The organism is Pseudomonas edaphica (assembly GCF_005863185.1).
In the GTDB taxonomy this organism is placed as follows: Bacteria; Pseudomonadota; Gammaproteobacteria; order Pseudomonadales; family Pseudomonadaceae; genus Aquipseudomonas; species Aquipseudomonas edaphica.
In genome coordinates, this window is the sequence record NZ_VBVZ01000065.1 from 1 (window position 1) to 17,180 (window position 17,180).

15 protein-coding genes are annotated in these 17,180 nt (G+C 61.1%); 11 read left to right on the forward strand and 4 right to left on the reverse strand.

The genetic code is table 11. The annotated features are described in order from the left end of the window. Positions 1 to 362: Cd(II)/Pb(II)-responsive transcriptional regulator (gene cadR / locus FEM54_RS06735; protein WP_138450119.1), on the reverse strand; the 362-nt coding region annotated here is incomplete at its 3' end. Between the two features lie 85 nt (positions 363 to 447). Between cadR and FEM54_RS06740 the strand changes: the two genes are divergently transcribed. From FEM54_RS06740 to FEM54_RS06780, 9 genes are all read left to right on the forward strand, one after another. Beyond that, positions 448 to 2,742: a heavy metal translocating P-type ATPase gene (locus FEM54_RS06740; RefSeq protein WP_138450121.1), complete on the forward strand. Its 2,295-nt coding sequence runs from the start codon at positions 448 to 450 to the stop codon at positions 2,740 to 2,742. Positions 2,743 to 2,758: 16 nt separating this feature from the next. Continuing rightward, a complete protein-coding gene (locus FEM54_RS06745) occupies positions 2,759 to 3,622 on the forward strand; it encodes a LysR family transcriptional regulator (protein ID WP_138450123.1) in 864 nt (287 codons plus the stop codon). A 224-nt stretch (positions 3,623 to 3,846) separates the two neighbouring features. After that, the gene (locus FEM54_RS06750; RefSeq protein ID WP_017139492.1) at positions 3,847 to 4,911 is read left to right on the forward strand and encodes a putative 2-aminoethylphosphonate ABC transporter ATP-binding protein; all 1,065 of its coding nucleotides are present in this window, start codon (positions 3,847 to 3,849) and stop codon (positions 4,909 to 4,911) included. Position 4,912: 1 nt separating this feature from the next. Then, complete coding sequence (locus FEM54_RS06755; protein WP_138450125.1) at positions 4,913 to 6,637, forward strand: putative 2-aminoethylphosphonate ABC transporter permease subunit; 1,725 nt, start codon at positions 4,913 to 4,915, stop codon at positions 6,635 to 6,637. 22 nt (positions 6,638 to 6,659) lie between these two features. Continuing rightward, positions 6,660 to 7,676 carry a putative 2-aminoethylphosphonate ABC transporter substrate-binding protein gene (locus tag FEM54_RS06760; RefSeq protein ID WP_017139490.1) on the forward strand — a complete coding sequence of 339 codons (1,017 nt, stop codon included), beginning with the start codon at positions 6,660 to 6,662 and terminating at the stop codon, positions 7,674 to 7,676. A gap of 126 nt (positions 7,677 to 7,802) precedes the next feature. Beyond that, complete coding sequence (locus FEM54_RS06765; protein WP_017139489.1) at positions 7,803 to 8,933, forward strand: TIGR03364 family FAD-dependent oxidoreductase; 1,131 nt, start codon at positions 7,803 to 7,805, stop codon at positions 8,931 to 8,933. After that, on the forward strand, positions 8,930 to 9,490 hold the full coding sequence (locus FEM54_RS06770; protein WP_017139488.1) for a phosphonate degradation HD-domain oxygenase: 561 nt from the start codon (positions 8,930 to 8,932) through the stop codon (positions 9,488 to 9,490). Before FEM54_RS06765 ends, FEM54_RS06770 begins: the two co-directional genes overlap by 4 nt. 97 nt (positions 9,491 to 9,587) lie before the next feature. Next, positions 9,588 to 10,118 (forward strand): hypothetical protein, encoded by a 531-nt coding sequence (locus FEM54_RS06775; RefSeq protein WP_017139487.1) that lies wholly within the window; start codon positions 9,588 to 9,590, stop codon positions 10,116 to 10,118. Positions 10,119 to 10,432: 314 nt separating this feature from the next. Beyond that, positions 10,433 to 10,987 (forward strand): hypothetical protein, encoded by a 555-nt coding sequence (locus tag FEM54_RS06780; RefSeq protein WP_017139485.1) that lies wholly within the window; start codon positions 10,433 to 10,435, stop codon positions 10,985 to 10,987. Here the strand turns inward: FEM54_RS06780 and FEM54_RS06785 are convergent. Both FEM54_RS06785 and FEM54_RS06790 read right to left on the reverse strand, forming a co-directional pair. Further along, positions 10,974 to 12,356, reverse strand: coding sequence for a DUF3482 domain-containing protein (locus tag FEM54_RS06785; RefSeq protein ID WP_099550320.1), 1,383 nt, complete (start codon positions 12,354 to 12,356; stop codon positions 10,974 to 10,976). The two genes, FEM54_RS06780 and FEM54_RS06785, sit on opposite strands and share 14 nt — an antisense overlap. After that, complete coding sequence (locus FEM54_RS06790; RefSeq protein ID WP_138450127.1) at positions 12,349 to 13,728, reverse strand: DUF2868 domain-containing protein; 1,380 nt, start codon at positions 13,726 to 13,728, stop codon at positions 12,349 to 12,351. Before FEM54_RS06790 ends, FEM54_RS06785 begins: the two co-directional genes overlap by 8 nt. A 69-nt stretch (positions 13,729 to 13,797) precedes the next feature. On the opposite strand from FEM54_RS06790, the gene FEM54_RS06795 reads away from it, so the two are divergent. After that, positions 13,798 to 14,310: a dihydrofolate reductase gene (locus FEM54_RS06795; protein WP_017139482.1), complete on the forward strand. Its 513-nt coding sequence runs from the start codon at positions 13,798 to 13,800 to the stop codon at positions 14,308 to 14,310. A gap of 95 nt (positions 14,311 to 14,405) precedes the next feature. Here FEM54_RS06795 and FEM54_RS06800 read toward each other — a convergent pair whose 3' ends face one another. Beyond that, positions 14,406 to 15,797 carry an L-cystine transporter gene (locus FEM54_RS06800; RefSeq protein ID WP_017139481.1) on the reverse strand — a complete coding sequence of 464 codons (1,392 nt, stop codon included), beginning with the start codon at positions 15,795 to 15,797 and terminating at the stop codon, positions 14,406 to 14,408. A 241-nt stretch (positions 15,798 to 16,038) separates the two neighbouring features. Here FEM54_RS06800 and FEM54_RS06805 point away from each other — a divergent pair, with 241 nt between their 5' ends. Further along, a complete protein-coding gene (locus tag FEM54_RS06805; RefSeq protein WP_017139480.1) occupies positions 16,039 to 17,097 on the forward strand; it encodes an HAD family hydrolase in 1,059 nt (352 codons plus the stop codon). Positions 17,098 to 17,180: the final 83 nt, after the last annotated feature.

The following is a 17,180-nucleotide window of genomic DNA, read 5'->3' on the forward strand; positions in this document are numbered from 1 at the left end:
CACTGGACCAGATCCGGCCCACCGCCGCAGCGTTGGCGCAGGTCGAGCAATTGCGCCTGCAACGCCAACAGCCCATCGATCCGCGCTTTCACATGGTGGATATGCTCGTCGATCAACGCATTCACACTCTCGCACTGGTCCTGCGGGCTGTCGCGCAGCCCCAGCAGGCTGCGGATTTCTTCAAGCGTCATGTCCAGGCTGCGGCAGTTGCGGATAAAGATCAGCCGCTCGGTGTGCGCCTGGGTGTACACGCGATAATTGGCATCGGTGCGCGCCGGGGGCGGCAGCAGGCCTTCTTTTTCGTAATAACGGATGGTTTCCACCTGACAATCGGTCAGTTTGGCCAATTCACCGATCTTCATCGCAGCAATCTCCAAATGGGTGCTTGACCCTATAGTGGCTACAGGGTCTTTACTTGGCAACAGGCACCTTTACGGACGCGACAGAATGAGCGATTCCATCCACACCCCGAAAAAACATGATCACAAGCACGACCATGATCATGACCATAGCCACGAACATAGCCACGACCACGGCGCCACGCTGACCCCGGTCAAAAAGCATGAGCATGGCAGCCATGGCGATTCCTGCTGTTCCAGCAAGGTAGCGCCTGCTGTGGTTACGCTCAGCGAAGCGCCGACGGCCGGCTCGCGCCTGAGCACTTTCCGCATCGAAGCCATGGACTGCCCCACCGAACAGACGCTGATCCAGAACAAACTGGGCAAGCTTGCCGGTGTGCAGCAGCTGGAATTCAACCTGATCAACCGCATCCTCGGCGTCACCCATGACCTGCCGAGCACTGCGCCGATCATCGCGGCGATCAAATCCATCGGCATGCAAGCCGACCCTATCGAAGAGGGGACACCTGCTGCCGCGCCGCCTGCCAAGAAACATTGGTGGCCGTTGGCGGTGTCCGGCGTAGGTGCATTGGGCGCCGAAGTGTTGCATTTCACGGGCGTGGCACCGACCTGGGTAATTGCCTTGGTGGCGCTGGTATCGATCCTCAGCGGCGGCCTCACCACCTATAAAAAGGGCTGGATCGCCCTGAAAAACCTCAACCTGAACATCAACGCGCTGATGAGTATCGCGGTAACTGGTGCGATCCTGATCGGCCAGTGGCCGGAAGCGGCCATGGTGATGTTCCTGTTTACGGTGGCCGAGTTGATCGAAGCCAAGTCTCTGGACCGTGCGCGTAATGCCATCAGCGGCCTGATGCAAATGACGCCGGAACAGGCCACGGTTCAGCAGGCCGATGGTTCGTGGCTTGAACAGGAGGTAAAAAGTATTGAATTGGGCGCGATCGTGCGGGTAAAACCCGGCGAACGCATAGGCCTGGACGGTGAAGTTACTGCCGGCCAATCCACCATCGATCAGGCGCCGATCACCGGCGAAAGCCTGCCGATTGAAAAAACCGTAGGCGATAAGGTCTTCGCCGGCACCATCAACCAGGCCGGTTCCCTTGAGTACAAGGTCACCGCAGCGGCGAACAATTCGACCCTGGCGCGCATCATTCACGCGGTGGAACAGGCCCAGGGCGCACGGGCGCCGACCCAGCGCTTTGTCGACAGCTTCTCGAAGGTCTACACCCCGGCAGTCTTCCTGTTTGCCTTGGGCGTGGCGATTATCCCACCGTTGTTCATGGCCGGCGTGTGGTTCGACTGGATCTACCGCGCCCTCGTATTGCTGGTGGTCGCGTGCCCATGCGCCCTGGTGATTTCCACCCCGGTGACCATCGTCAGCGGCCTGGCGGCTGCGGCGCGCAAAGGCATCCTGATCAAGGGCGGCGTGTACCTGGAGGGTGGTTACAAGCTCGACTACCTGGCCCTCGACAAGACCGGCACCATCACCCACGGTAAACCGGTGCAAACCGATTACCTGGCGCTGTTCCCCAACGTCGAAGACAGCGCACCCGCCTTGGCGGCCAGCCTGGCCGGGCGCTCCGACCACCCGGTGTCGCTGGCCATCGCCAAGGCAGCTGTGGATAAAAACTTGCCAAGCCACGTTGTGGATAACTTCGAGGCCTTGCCAGGTCGCGGTGTGCGTGGCGACATCAACGGCGAAACCTACCACTTGGGCAACCACCGTCTGGTGGAAGACCTGGGCCTGTGCTCGCCGGCGCTGGAAGAAAAGCTGTTCGCCCTGGAAAAACAAGGCAAGTCCGTGGTGCTGCTGCTCGACAAGTCCGGCCCGCTGGCGTTGTTCGCCGTGGCTGACACGGTAAAAGACAGCAGCCGCGAAGCCATCCAGCAACTGCACGCGCTGGGCATCAAGACCCTGATGCTCACCGGCGACAACACCCACACCGCCCAGGCGATTGCGGCGCAGGTTGGCATTGATCAGGCCCAGGGCGATCTGTTGCCCACCGACAAGCTGCAAGCCATTGAAACCCTCTACGGCCAAGGCCGCCGGGTAGGCATGGTCGGCGACGGCATCAACGACGCCCCGGCCCTGGCCCGCGCCGAAATCGGCTTTGCCATGGCCGCAGCCGGCACTGACACGGCAATCGAGACTGCCGACGTGGCGCTGATGGACGATGATCTGCGCAAGATTCCGGCATTCATTCGTCTGTCGCGGCAAACGTCGAGTATCCTCAAGCAGAACATCGCCCTGGCGTTGGTGATCAAGGCGATCTTCCTGGCAGTCACCTTCCTGGGCATGGCGACCATGTGGATGGCGGTGTTCGCGGACATGGGCGTGAGCCTGCTGGTGGTATTCAACGGTCTGCGCCTGTTGCGCAAATAGAGGATGAGAGGGCGGTGTGCTGAGTGCTGAGTTAAAGGCGTTTTTTATGGTCGCCCGCCTGGGCAGCATTACCCAGGCGGCGAAAAAACTCGGCTTGAGCCAGCCCACCGTCACCACCCAGATTCGCAACCTGGAAAGCCAATACGGCGTTGAACTGTTCTACCGCGGCGGGCGGCGCCTCACCGTCAGTGACGACGGCGCGCGCCTGCTGCCGATGGTCAAGGCGCTGTTGCAGCAAGAGGCCGATATCGAGTTTTTCCTGCGCAATACTGGCCAGGTCCAGGGCGCTTTGAGGATTGCCGCCACGGCGCCGTATTACATCCTCGATCTGGTCAAAGCCTTTCGCGAACGCCTGCCCCATGTGGACGTCTCGGTGGAAATCGGCAATTCCCAACAAGTGCTCGAAGCACTGGACGATTACCGCGTCGATGTCGCGGCCTCCTCGCAACTGCTCGAAGACCCACGCCTGATCCGCCGCGTGATGGGCACCGACCCGCTGGTACTGGCGGTGCATCGCAATCATCCCCTGGCCAAGCTTGAACATGTGCCACTGAGTGCGCTGGCCGGGCATACGCTGCTGATGCGCGAAGCCGGTTCCACCACGCGGCGGTTGACTGAAGAGATGTTGCAGGGCGCCGGCGTGAGTTACGGGCCGTTGCTGGAAATCGGCAGCCGTGAGTCGATTCGCGAGGCGGTGCTGCGCAACATCGGCATCAGCATCATTGCCCGCCAGGAAGTGCCCCATGACCCACAACTGCGGGTGCTGACCATCGAGAATGCACCGCAGATTCCCGAGTATTTGTACTGCCTCAAAGAGCGCAAAGGCGCGCGGTTGCCGGCGGCGTTTCTGGGGTTGGCGCAGGAAATGTCGCCGCTCTGATCGTTCCCACGCTCCGCGTGGGAATGCCGCCCTGGACGCTCCGCGTCTGCGCTTGAATGTCGTGACGCGGAGCGTCACAAGGTGCATTCCCACGCAGAGCGTGGGAACGATCGCCTTACACCCAAATCCACCAATACCACTATCACTGCCTTTTGCCTTTCTGCCACAAGAGGGACGCATTGCCCGCCTAGCATGGCCTTCATCAGTTTGATGAGGTGCCTTGCATGAACACAGCCCTGACCCAACCCGGTGCGCCAATGAAGGTGCGCGGTATCCAGAAACGCTTCGGCGCATTCACCGCGCTGGACAACGTGTCCCTGGAGGTCGCGGCCGGCGAGCTGGTGTGCCTGCTAGGCCCGTCCGGCTGCGGCAAAACCACCTTGCTGCGCTGTATCGCCGGCCTGGAGCGCCAGGACAGCGGTGAGCTTTACCTGGGCAACCGCGATGTTTCCCTGCTGCCGCCGCAGGCGCGGGACTACGGCATTCTGTTCCAGTCTTACGCGCTGTTTCCCAATCTGACCGTCGAAGCGAACATCGGCTACGGCCTCACCGGCAGTGGTCGCGACGAAGTGCGCAAGCGCGTCGGGCAGATGCTCGAACTGGTCGGCCTGGTCGGCAGTGAAAAAAAGTACCCCGGTCAACTCTCCGGCGGCCAACAACAGCGCGTGGCCCTGGCCCGTGCCCTGGCGCCGGCGCCGTCATTGCTGTTGCTGGACGAACCCATGTCGGCCCTCGACGCCCGTGTGCGTGAGCATCTGTGTACCGAGCTGCGCCAACTGCAACGGCGCCTGGGCATCACCACGCTGATGGTCACCCACAACCAGGACGAGGCCATGTTGATGGCCGACCGTATCGCCGTGATGAACAACGGCAAGGTCGAGCAGTACGCCACGCCCCAGGAAATCTACGACCGCCCGGCCACGCCGTTTGTGGCGGAATTTGTCGGCCAGGGCAACTGGCTGCCGTTCAGCCGCAGCAGTGACAGCCATGCCCAGGTCGGCGGCTTGCACATGCGCCTGGATGACAGCGCCAGCAAGGCCAAGTCCGGCCGCTTGTTCTGCCGCCCGGAAGCCATCAGCGTCAACCCGCTGGTGCATGAAGAAAACCTGTTCCCGGCCAAGGTCCGCGAGATCACTTTCCTCGGCAACCGTTGCCGCATGAGCTTTGAACTGGAGCAATTGCCCGGCCACCCGCTGTTGGCCGAACTGGCCCCCGAAGCCATGCCGCGCCTGGGCGCGCAGGATATCTGGGTGGCTTTGCCACCGCGCAGCCTGCAGGTGTTTGCCTGAGATGGCTGCTGATATGAGTCTGCCGATACCCGACCACGTGGCTCGTCAGGTTTCCCGCGCTGAGTTTGGCGACCGCATTTTTGTGGTCGGCGGCAAGCTGCTTTGGTTACTCCTGCTGGGCATTGCGGTGTTGTTGCCGTTGCTGGCGATCTTCTGGCGCGGCTTCAGCAGCGAAGCCGGGCAGGGCGGCGGGCTGGTCGCGGCGCGAGAGCTGGTGACCAGCGCCAACTTCCATTGGTTGTTGGGCAATAGCCTGAAAGTGTCCCTCAGCGTGGCGGCCATCGTCGTACCGCTGGCCTACCTGTTTGCCTACGCGCTGCAACGCACGCTGATCCCCGGCAAGCCGATCTGGCGCGGCCTGTCACTGCTGCCATTGATGGCCCCGTCCATGTTGCCGGGTATTGCGCTGGTCTATCTGTTCGGCAACCAGGGCATGTTGCGTGGTTTGCTCTCGGACAATATCTACGGCTTCTGGGGCATTGTGCTGGGTGAAGTGATCTACACCTTCCCGCACGCCTTGATGATTCTGCTGTCGGCGCTGTCCCTGGCGGATGCGCGCCTGTTCGATGCCGCCTCCAGCATGGGCGCCAGCCCGGCCCGAGCGTTTCGCAGCATTACCTGGCCGGCCACGCGTCAGGCGGTATTCGCGGCGTTTTGCCTGGTGTTCACCCTGACCATCACCGACTTCGGCGTGCCCGTGGTGGTGGGTGGCGATTATCAGGTGCTGGCGCTGGAAGCCTACAAGGCGGTGGTCGGCCAGCAACAGTTCGGTCGCGGCGCCTTGATCGGCATGGTGTTGCTGTTGCCGGCGCTGTTCAGCTTTGCTGTGGATGCCTGGCTGCGCCGCCGTCATGGTGACGCCATGAGCGGCCGCGCCCAAGTGTTCCAGCCGGCGCCGTCGCGCTTAAGAGATGGCTGCTACCTGGCGATTGTGTTGTTGATCTGCGCCGTGTTGCTGCTGGTGTTCGGCATGGCGGTGTATTCCTCGCTGGTGAAGTTCTGGCCGTACAACCTCTCTCTATCGCTCAATCACTACCAGTTTGAAGACACGGCCGGCGGCGGCTGGCTGGCCTATCGCAACAGCCTGACCATGGCCCTGTGCACCGCGCTGATCGGCAGTGTGCTGATCTTCACCGGCGCCTACCTGATGGAGAAGACCAAGGGCCAGAAAGGCCTGAACCTGGCGCTGCGCATGCTCAGCTTTGTGCCGATGGCTGTGCCGGGCTTGGTGCTGGGCCTGGGTTACGTGTTCTTCTTCAACCTCAACGGCAACCCGCTGCATGTGTTCTACGGCACCATGACATTGTTGGTGGTGTGCACCATTGCTCACTATTTGACCACTGCGCAAATGACCGCAACCACCGCGTTGCGCCAACTGGATGCCGAGTTCGAAGCCGCTGCGCTGTCCCTCAAGGCGCCGCTGTACCGCCACTATCTGCGTGTCACCGTGCCGATCTGCCTGCCCGCGCTGCTGGATATCGTGCGCTACCTGTTTGTGTCGGCGATGACCACCGTGTCCGCCGCGATCTTCCTCTACAGCCCCGACACCATCCTCGCCGCCGTCGCCGTGTTGAACATGGACGACGCCGGCAATGTGGGCGGCGCTGCGGCCATGTCGACCCTGATCCTGTTCACGTCGGCCGGCGTCTCGCTGCTGCTGGCGTGGGCCTCACGTGGCGCTTTACGCCGCTCTCAAGCCTGGCGCCAAACCGCGCCGGGCCAATAAAAGTCCCTGAAGGAGGTGCTCCATGTTCAAGCCCTTGGCCCTGGCCGCTGCTCTACTCAGCGCATTCAGCCTGAATGCCTTTGCCGCCAAAACCGAGTTGACGGTGTACACGGCCCTCGAAGCCGAGCAGTTGAAGACCTACAAACAGGCCTTCGAAAAAGCCAACCCGGATATCGATATCAAGTGGGTGCGCGATTCCACCGGCATCATCACCGCCAAACTGCTGGCCGAAAAAGCCCGCCCGCAGGCGGATGTGGTGTGGGGGCTGGCTGCCTCCAGCCTGGCGATTCTCGATCAGCAAGGCATGCTGGATAGCTACGCGCCCAAGGACTTGGACAAGATCGGCAAAAACTACCGTGACGCCGCCAACCCACCGGCCTGGGTCGGCATGGACGTGTGGGCTGCGACCATCTGCTTCAACACTGTCGAAGCCGAGAAACAAGGCCTGACCAAGCCGGTGAGCTGGCAAGACCTGACCAAGCCTGAGTACAAGGGCAAGATCGTGATGCCCAACCCGGCGTCGTCCGGCACCGGTTTCCTGGATGTGAGCGCCTGGCTGCAGACCTTCGGCGAGAAGCAGGGCTGGCAGTACATGGACGACCTGCACCAGAACATCGGCCAGTACGTTCACTCCGGCTCCAAGCCGTGCAAGCTGGCGGCTTCCGGGGAATTCCCGATTGGTATTTCGTTTGAGTACCCGGCCGTGCAGCTCAAACGCCAAGGCGCGCCGCTGGACATTATCTTGCCCAAAGAAGGCTTGGGCTGGGACATCGAAGCGACTGCGGTGATCAAGGGCACTGCTCACGCCGATGCGGCCAAAAAACTTGCCGACTTCTCCGCCAGCCCCGCTGCGATGGAGCTGTACAAGGACAACTTCGCCGTCCTCGCCCAGCCGGGTATCGCCAAGCCGCAGACCGAATTGCCGGCTGATTACGAACAACGCTTGATCAAGAACGACTTCGCCTGGGCCTCGAAAAACCGCGACAGCATCCTGACCGAATGGCGCAAGCGTTATGACGGAAAGTCCGAGAAGCAGTAACTGATCATCGTTCCCACGCTCCGCGTTGGAATGCTGCCCTGGACGCTCCGCGTCCGCTCTTGGAAGTCGTGACGCAAAGCGTCACTGGATGCATTCCCACGCAGAGCGTGGGAACGAGAGGAACACATGAGTAGCGATCTGTTAATCATCGGCGCCGGCATCCTCGGCCTGTCCCACGCCTACGCCGCCGCCAAACGTGGCCTCAAGGTCAAGGTCTTCGAGCGCAGCGCCACACCGCTGGGCGCCTCCGTGCGCAACTTCGGCCAGGCACTGGTCACCGGCCAACCCCCAGGGCCGATGCTTGATCTGGCGCAGGAAAGCCGTGATATCTGGGCGCACTGGGCACAGGTGGCCGGTATCCAGCTCAAGCGCAACGGCTCCTACCTGTTCGCCCGCACCGAAGCCGAAGAACATCTGCTGGAAGCCTTCTGCGCTGGCCGGGCGCAAGAACACGACTACAACGTCGAGCTGTTGCAAGGCGCGGCGATGAAAGACCTGTACGGCGGCCAGTTTCGTCATCACCGTGCCGCGCTGCATGGCAAGGATGATCAGCAACTGTATTCGCGCGAAGCGATCCCGGCGCTGATCAATTATCTGGCCCAGGAATTGAAGGTGCAGTTCTATTTCTCCACGCTGGTGCGCGACGTTGAGCCTGGTCAAGTACACACTACAGCGGGCAGCTTTCGCGGTGAGCAGGTCATCGTATGCTCCGGTCATGACTACCAAACCTTGTTGGCGGAGTCGATTGCCGGGCTCAACCCGAGCATCTGTCGCCTGCAAATGCTGCGCGCCCGGCCTGCGCTCAACCTGAACCTGCAACACGCATTGCTCACGGGCCTTAGTTGCGTGCACTACGGCGCGTTTGCCGACCTGCCGGAAGCTGCGCCAGTGCAGGCGCAGATCCTGCGTGAAGCGCCCCACCTGCAAGAGCACGGCATTCACTTGCTGATCAGTCCGACACCGCAGGGCGAGCTGATCATCGGCGACTCCCATGACTACGGCAGCGACGCATCGCCGTTCAATGCCGAGCAAGTCGATGACTGGCTGATCGAACTGGCTGAGCAAACGTTAGGCTGCAAAATCCAGGTAGTGGAACGCTGGCAAGGTGTCTATGGCTCACGCGGCCCGGCACCGTTTTCATTCCTGCCTGCGGCGCCGGGCGTGAGCGCGGCGTTGATGCACTCCGGCGTAGGCATGAGCGTTGGCCCGGCGATGGCCGAGCGAAATATCACAGCATTGTGGGGAGACGCATCATGAATCCGGAACAGGCAATCGCCGAAGTCTTCGGCTTATACGAACAGCACGGCGCGGCCGATTACATCGGTGAGCCGGTGTCGCAGATCGAACATATGTCCCAGGCTGCGCAGCTCGCTATGGCCGAAGGCTTCGACGATGAGGTAGTGCTGGCGGCGTTTTTCCACGACATAGGGCATCTCTGCGGGCAGGGCGGTGAGAACATGGGCGGCTATGGCGTGGTCAGCCACGAACGCCTGGGTGCGGACTATTTGCGCCGCGCAGGCTTCAGCGAGCGCATGGCCAAACTGGTGGAGTACCACGTGCAAGCCAAACGCTACCTGACCTTCAGCCAGCCGGACTACTGCGCGCGCTTGAGTGAAGCCAGCCGCCGTACCCTGGGTTACCAGGGCGGTGTGATGACGGCCGAAGAGGCTCGGGCTTTTGAGCAAGATCCGCTTTGCGAGGTCAGCCTGCGCCTGCGTGATTGGGATGAGCAGGCCAAGCAAATGCACGTGCCTGTACTGGACTTGGAGGTATTAAAGTTCAAGGCTCGGCGGCTACTGACGTTGCCTTCATAAGAATGGCGTGATTCCGACCGATGACACGGACGCAGCGCATGGAGTCAATGTCCACGCACTCTGTAAGGTACGCCCTCTGATTAAGGGAGCGATTTAGATGCGTTATTTGAGAGTTGCCGTGAAGGATCAAAGTGCTAATGCTTTGGCGGATACCGTGGACCTTCTGTTTTTTCAACGCACGCCAAAGCTGCCGGATGAGCTGGTGCGCCAGGCCACAGCTGTCGACTTATCTGCGGATGGCCTGGTCGATTACCAGATCACCGGTGACATCGACGGCAATGGTGTCTCGGGGGAGAGGGACAGGGCGTTACTCAAGGATTTTGCCAATGCTGTATTGAAAGTGAATTGGCTCTGCCGTCCACCCATGCCCAACCGCTCGATCAACTTTTATGTGAGCCGTTTCACCGTCGCAGGCGACCCCGCCGAAGTTCGCTTGGATCTCTATCAGAACGAAAAACCCATGATTGAAAAACAGCGGCTGAAGTTCAGCGTCACCGCGTGCGATAGCCTCGGCATGGGCGTAATGCAACTGGATGACGAAGCGCTGCCTCTTGAGCTGTTCGACACCATGGATCTAAAGGCACTGCAATCAATGGCCAATCTGTATCTGAAGTTCAACTGGCGTTAAGGGGCGACACATGTCGAGCCTTCTTACAGCGGGCATCGACTGTGTGCGCTGGTGAGCGCACGAGGCATGAATTAGCTTTTCAGGAAACCTCCATGCGCTATTCACCCTTGCGATAACACCCCGGTGATATGGAACGCCGCCTATGACTTTGATAGTGACGGGGCGTTGGAGTGGAATATTCACTTCGATATTAACCGTGACGGCGTCACCAATGACGTCGACAAGGGCTTGGTGCAAGTGCTCGCCGATACGGTTTTGAAGTTCAATTGGTTTACTGACGACGAGGGATGTCCAGTATGAAACGAGAGTCTGTGATGCGTTACTTGAAAGCCACCGCTCAGGACAGAAGCGGTAATGGCAAACCCGACATGGCGGTGTTGCAGTTTTTTCAGCGGGCCGACAACGAACCTGACGAACTGGTGCATGAAGCCGTGGCCGTGGATATTACGGCTGACGGTGCTGCCGATATCCTGCTACCCGGCGATATCAACGCTGATGGCTATAAATCAGCGGAAGACAAAGTGTTGCTCAAGGCCTTTGTCGATACCTTTTTGAAGCAAGGCTGGTTTAACCCCGGCGATACCTGGCGGCGTTACTTGACGATGCACGTCAGTCACTGGGCGAAAGATGGTGTGCCCAATGCGATCAAGCTGAATTTTTACCAGTGCTGTTCACTACAGGGTAAACGCGCGCTGGTGTACAGCGCGGCTGGTTATGACGGCGACAGTGATGGGGTTCTGGAGTCATTTACCAACAGTGACTTGGATCGGGATGATGTTGCTGACCACCGCGACAAACTTGCGATTAAGGTCTTGTGCAACGCTTTCCTCGCATTCGACTGGCATACACAACCCATCAAGACGGCTTAACCTCAGCCTCATTGAGTTTGGTCGCCAAGACTTCGACCTGCTCTTGGCGCTCGGCTTGGCTCAGCTTGGCGTGAGGATTGAGCGACGACCATTGCGGATGGGCGCGCGCCTTATACAGCGCATCCGGCAACTTGCCTTCACGCCAGGTTTTGTCCTGCGGCGAGTCGACCTTGATGCTGTGCATCGCCGCATGGCCACGCAGGTTCAGGGCCCTGAGCAACTGGCGTTGGCGCAGGGCGAGCAGGCGCAGCACGCTGTCGTCGACGGTCAGCTCGCGCTGGCCCTTGAGCTTGCCCAGCAGGCGGCTGCCGTAGCTGCGTGCAGTTTGCAGTGCGCCACCGGCAATGGCACCGGCGAGGGCGGCGGCGCCGAGGGTGAGACCGCCGACCAGCAGGTCCACACCCGCACCGGCTGCCGCGCCTGCGGCGATCCCGCCGCCGACCCGAACGCCGAGTTGTTTGAGGGTTTCGGGGTTGAACAGGTCATCGCCCCAGCGGCCATCCAGCAAGGGCAGGTCGCTGGCCGCGGCGTCCTGTGGGCGAAAACCGAATAGCTTGAGCAACGCCTCTACGCATTTCTGTTCGCGCTGGCGCACGGCTTTGCGCAAATCAGCGATGGCTTGCTGCTCATCTTCGGTGACCACACTGCGCCGACATGCGGCGCAGTCGATCAGCAGCTCGGCGATCAAGCGCGCAGCGCTTTGCTGGCGGGCCAGGCGTTGGGCTTGCTGATCGAGGATCAGGCGTTCCAATTGCGGCCGTGAGTTTTCCAGCAGCAGTGCCAGGCTTTCATACAAGCGGCGTTCGCCGTCTTCCGGCGGCGCCACGCTGTCGAAACGCACCAGCGCATGCAGGCCGAGGCGGGCCAGGGCTTCGCGCCAGTCCGGCTCGCGGTGGTCGTTGCTGCTGACGAAGTTGAGCACCGGCAGCAATGGCTTGCCGCAACTGGCCAGCACTTGCAGCTCGTCGCGGTACTTGGCCAGCACTGGTTCGCGGGCGTCGATCACGTACAAACCGGCGTCCGAGGCCAGCAGTTGCCGCAGCACTTTGGCCTCCTGTTCAAAACGCTGGCGGGCTTCGCTGCCTTCCAGGAACCGCGCCAGGCGAGCCGGGCCATCGAGGCGTTCGCCGGGTCGGTCCAGGCGTTCCAGGTAATCAAGCAACGCGATGGCATCCTCCAGGCCGGGCGTGTCGTACAGCTCCAGCAAGGCTTCGCCATCGACCGACAAACGCGCACCTTCCACATGACGGGTGGTGCTGGGGCGATGGGAGACTTCGCCAAAGCCCACATCACGGGTCAACGTGCGTAGCAGCGAGGTCTTTCCGACATTAGTGTGGCCGACCACGGCGAGCTTCAGCGGTTTAGTCATGACCGGTCTCCAGCCAGTTCAGCGGCGCACAGTCGGCGAACGGCAGCTCCAGCTGTTGCAGCGCGGCGTGCCAGTCGCCCAGGCGCTCGGCGTCCAGCGCCTGGCCGGGTGGCGCCTGCAGCAGCCATACGCGGGTGGCGGTGGCGCTGCGGGCCAGCTCGGCGATCAACGCCAGGCTGCCGCGATCCGGCGAGCGGCGCGGGTCACAGGCAATGGCCAGGCGTGCGGGCGGGAAGCGCGTGAGTTGTTCCAGCAGTTTGTTGCGCGATTCGCGGCTGTCGAGGATGCCAGCATCCTTGACGCTGCTTGGCAGCTTGGGCGGCCACGGGTGCTGATCGTCGAGTTCGATGGCCACCAGCAGGGCGCCGTCGCTTTCCAGTTCGCTGATGCCGCCAGTGACGAGGTGCAGTTGTTCGGGCGCGGCGTCGTTGACGCCCAGCCGTTCACTGCTTGGCATCAGGCGTTCGCGTAATTGGCTGTAGCCGGGCAGGTTGAGGTCCAGGCGCAACGCAGCACGCCCGCGTTTCCAGCGCCACAGGCACAGCAGGGCGAGGAGCAATCTGGGCAGCAGGCCGTAAACCAGCAGTACGCCTACCAGCCACGCGGCCCAGGCCTGGCGGGCGCTTTCGATATTCAGGGCCGAGTCGCCGCTGGCGCGGATCATCTCCACCGTCGGCACATTAAAACCCAGCAAGGCGGGCAAGCTGCCGAGGGCTTGGGTCACGGCGACAAAAGTATCGGCGCCGAGGATGGTGGTTTCCCACACAAAACCGTAGCGACGCGTGGCCAGCAGTGTCAGCAGAATTACCATGGCGCTGAGCAGCGCCAGCAACCACAGGCTGTTGACCAGCACACCCACGGCCCAACGGTTGAGTTTCTGGCGCTGCAACAACAGCAACAAGGCTGGCGCCAATTGCGCGGCTTTGGCATCCCGGGCAAGTTTTTCGCTGAGCCACAACCACAGCCGCCCGAGGCTGGCGCTGTGTTCACCGGCAAACAGCAAGCCCAAGGCCCAGCTGATTAACAGGATCAGGTTCAAGCCGAGCAGGCTGCCCAAGGCCCAGAACACGTTCACCGGCGTCAGGCCGTTGCCCAAGGCGGCAAAGGCCAGCCCGGCGCCACTGATAACCGCGACCACCGCCAGCAGCACCAACGCCAAACGAGCGCCTTGCAGCCAGCGGGTGAGGGCGGCGGTCAGCCCATCGCGCTCGGCCAGGTGCAGGGCACGCTGCTGGATGCGCGTCGCCAGGTCGCCACCGGCCGTGCGCGCCAGGCGGTTGGCTTCCAGGTCTTCCAAGGGGCCTGCGTGTTCTTCGCGCAGGCGCACGGTTTCGGTCAGCCAAAGTGTATGCAGCGGGTTCAGAGCAGTCACGCGCCGTCCTGTTGAGCAAGTGAGCTTGGAGCATAACCGCAGACTCGTGGCTCTGGTATTCTCGTCGGCATGAAAAAAACTCTCCCTTTAAGCCTGATCGCAGCCCTTGGTGAAAACCGGGTGATCGGCGTCGACAACAGCATGCCCTGGCATTTGCCGGGGGATTTTAAATATTTCAAGGCCACCACGCTCGGCAAGCCGATCATCATGGGGCGCAAGACCTGGGATTCCCTGGGCCGACCGTTGCCGGGGCGCTTGAACATTGTGGTCAGCCGTCAGACCGGCTTGGCGCTGGAAGGTGCGGAAGTTTTTCCGTCACTGGACGCGGCGGTTGAGCGGGCTGAAGCCTGGGCGCTGGAACAGGGCGTGGATGAGCTGATGCTGATCGGCGGTGCGCAGCTGTATGCGCAGGGGCTGGCGCAGGCGGATCGCCTGTATTTGACGCGGGTGGCGTTGAGCCCGGAAGGCGATGCATGGTTTCCGGCGTTTGATTTGAACCAGTGGAAGTTGGTGTCGAACGTCGAGAACCTGGCTGAAGGCGATAAGCCTGCCTACAACTTCGAAGTCTGGGAAAAAGCTTAAAAGCATCGCAGGCAAGCCAGCTCCCACAGTTGACCGATTTCTCCTGAGGAAACCGATTCAAGTGTGGGAGCTGGCTTACCTGCGATAGCGGTCTATCAGACCTGCGCTAATTCAGCATGCTCATCAGCATCCAGCAGCGCTTTATCCGTCTGCCCCATGATCTGGCTGGTAATCGCCCCGGCCGTCATCGAACCATTCACGTTCAACGCCGTGCGGCCCATGTCGATCAGCGGCTCCACGGAAATCAGCAGTGCTACCAGTGACACCGGCAAGCCCATCGCCGGCAGCACGATCAGCGCGGCAAAGGTCGCACCACCGCCCACGCCTGCCACACCGGCCGAACTCAAGGTCACAATCGCCACCAGCGTCGCGATCCACAGCGGGTCCAGCGGGTTGATGCCCACGGTCGGTGCAACCATCACCGCCAGCATGGCTGGGTAGAGACCGGCGCAACCGTTCTGGCCGATCGTCGCGCCAAACGAGGCGGCAAACCCGGCGATGGACTGCGGGATCCCCAGACGGCGGGTCTGCGCTTCAATGCTCAGCGGAATGGCTGCCGCACTGGAACGACTGGTGAAGGCAAACGTCAGTACCGGCCACACCTTGCGGAAGAACCGCAGCGGGTTGATCCCGGCCAGCGACAGCAATAGGCCGTGAACCACAAACATCAGCCCCAGAGCCAGATAAGACACCACTACAAAACTGCCGAGCTTGATGATGTCTTGCAGGTTGGAGCCGGCGACTACCTTGGTCATCAGCGCCAGCACGCCGTAGGGCGTCAGCTTCATCACCAGGCGCACCAGGCGCATGACCCAGGCTTGCAGGGTGTCGATGGCGTTGAGCACTTTCTGGCCTTTTTCCACGTCATCCTTGAGCAGTTGCAGCGCGGCAACCCCCAGGAATGCAGCGAAAATCACCACGCTGATGATCGACGTCGGCTTGGCGCGGGCCAGGTCGGCAAACGGGTTGGCCGGTACGAACGACAGCAGCAACTGCGGGATATTCAGGTCGGCCACCTTGCCCGCGTAATCACTCTGGATCACTTGCAGGCGTGCCATCTCCTGGGTGCCCGCCACCAGACCTTCGGCGGTCAAGCCGAACAGATTGGTCAGGCCGATACCGATCAGCGCCGCAATCGCGGTGGTGAACAGCAGCGTGCCGATGGTCAAAAAGCTGATCTTGCCCAGGGACGAGGCGTTATGCAGGCGCGCCACGGCACTGAGGATCGAGGCGAACACCAGCGGGATCACGATCATTTGCAGCAGTTGCACGTAGCCATTGCCGACCAGATCAAACCAACTGATCGAGGCCTTCAGCACCGGGTTGCCGTCGCCATAAATGGTGTGCAACACCGTGCCGAACACCACGCCCAATACGAGGGCAAACAGCACCTTCTTGGCGAGGCTCCAGTTCGTGCGACGGGTTTGTGCCAGGCCCAGCAACAGGGCCACGAACACCAGTAAGTTGAGAATCAGGGGCAGATTCATTGAAGCTCCGTTGAGAAGGCAGCCAATCGCGTGAGCCTGCGATTGCGAACCGGGAAGCCTAACAGTTTGAAATATATTGATTTAATACCAATATGGAATGGCGACTGTCGTTTTTGGAATAAGCATTTGGCGCTCAGGCACATGCCCTTGGCGTTATCACGACGCAAGCGGTCGTGCTCGGGCGATAACTGTCATACAGATTTGTTAGCGTCGGTGTCTTTCACTCAGGGAGAAAACGCTTATGAAGCTCGCGCCAAAACTACTTGCCGCCGCCTTCTGCCTCGGCCTCGTCAGCCAGGCATTTGCCGCCACAGAGTTGAAACACTGGCCGGCGCCGGCCGCCGAGCAACTGAACAAGATGATCGCCGCCAACGCCAACAAGGGTAACTTCGCGGTGTTCGACATGGACAACACCAGTTACCGCTACGACCTCGAAGAGTCCTTGCTGCCCTACATGGAAAACAAGGGCCTGATCACCCGCGAGAGCATGGACCCATCGCTGAAGCTGATGCCGTTCAAGGACACCGCCGACCACAAGGAAAGCCTGTTCAGCTACTACTACCGCCTTTGCGAAGTCGACGACATGGTCTGCTACCCATGGGTTGCGCAGATTTTCTCGGGCTTCACCCTCAAGGAACTCAAGGTCCAGGTGGACGAGCTGATGGCTTCCGGCAAGCCGGTGCCGGTCACCTACTTTGAAGGCGATGTGGTGAAGAAGTCTGAGGTGCAGCCGCCGAAAGTCTTCACCGGCCAGGCCGAGCTGTACAACAAGCTGATGGAAAACGGCATCGAGGTGTATGTGATGACCGCCGCCTCCGAGGAGTTGGTGCGTATGGTCGCCGCCGATCCGAAGTACGGCTACAACGTCAAACCCGAGAACGTCATCGGCGTGAGCACCTTGCTCAAGGATCGCAAGACCGGCGAACTGACCACTGCGCGTAAGCAGATCACCGCGGGCAAGTATGACGAGAAGGCCAACCTTGGCCTGGAACTGACGCCGTACTTATGGACTCCGGCGACCTGGATGGCCGGCAAGCACGCTGCGATCCTGACCTACATCGACGAGTGGAAGAAACCAGTGATCGTCGGCGGTGACACACCGACCAGCGACGGTTACATGCTGTTCCACGATGTGGACGTGGCCAAGGGTGGCATTCACTTGTGGATCAACCGCAAGGACAAATACATGACCCAGCTCAACGGCATGATGGCCAAGCACGCGGCTGCTCAGGCCAAGGAAGGCTTGCCGGTGACGGCGGACAAGAACTGGGTGATCGTCAAGCCGGACGAAATCCAGTAACGCGGTCAGTGTGGGAGCTGGCTTGCCTGCGATAGCGATCGGTCAGGCTCAGAGAGGCAAGCTGACACGCCGCCATCGCAGGC

Bases quoted from the DNA above. Each gene is read 5' to 3' on its own strand.
- FEM54_RS06785 (WP_099550320.1), bottom strand. From the start codon at position 12,356: ATGACTAAACCGCTGAAGCTCGCCGTGGTCGGCCACACTAATGTCGGA.
- FEM54_RS06740 (WP_138450121.1), top strand. From the start codon at position 448: ATGAGCGATTCCATCCACACCCCGAAAAAACATGATCACAAGCACGAC.
- FEM54_RS06750 (WP_017139492.1), top strand. From the start codon at position 3,847: ATGAACACAGCCCTGACCCAACCCGGTGCGCCAATGAAGGTGCGCGGT.
- FEM54_RS06755 (WP_138450125.1), top strand. From the start codon at position 4,913: ATGGCTGCTGATATGAGTCTGCCGATACCCGACCACGTGGCTCGTCAG.
- FEM54_RS06760 (WP_017139490.1), top strand. From the start codon at position 6,660: ATGTTCAAGCCCTTGGCCCTGGCCGCTGCTCTACTCAGCGCATTCAGC.
- FEM54_RS06775 (WP_017139487.1), top strand. From the start codon at position 9,588: ATGCGTTATTTGAGAGTTGCCGTGAAGGATCAAAGTGCTAATGCTTTG.
- FEM54_RS06765 (WP_017139489.1), top strand. From the start codon at position 7,803: ATGAGTAGCGATCTGTTAATCATCGGCGCCGGCATCCTCGGCCTGTCC.
- FEM54_RS06780 (WP_017139485.1), top strand. From the start codon at position 10,433: ATGCGTTACTTGAAAGCCACCGCTCAGGACAGAAGCGGTAATGGCAAA.
- FEM54_RS06800 (WP_017139481.1), bottom strand. From the start codon at position 15,797: ATGAATCTGCCCCTGATTCTCAACTTACTGGTGTTCGTGGCCCTGTTG.
- FEM54_RS06805 (WP_017139480.1), top strand. From the start codon at position 16,039: ATGAAGCTCGCGCCAAAACTACTTGCCGCCGCCTTCTGCCTCGGCCTC.
- FEM54_RS06770 (WP_017139488.1), top strand. From the start codon at position 8,930: ATGAATCCGGAACAGGCAATCGCCGAAGTCTTCGGCTTATACGAACAG.
- FEM54_RS06795 (WP_017139482.1), top strand. From the start codon at position 13,798: ATGAAAAAAACTCTCCCTTTAAGCCTGATCGCAGCCCTTGGTGAAAAC.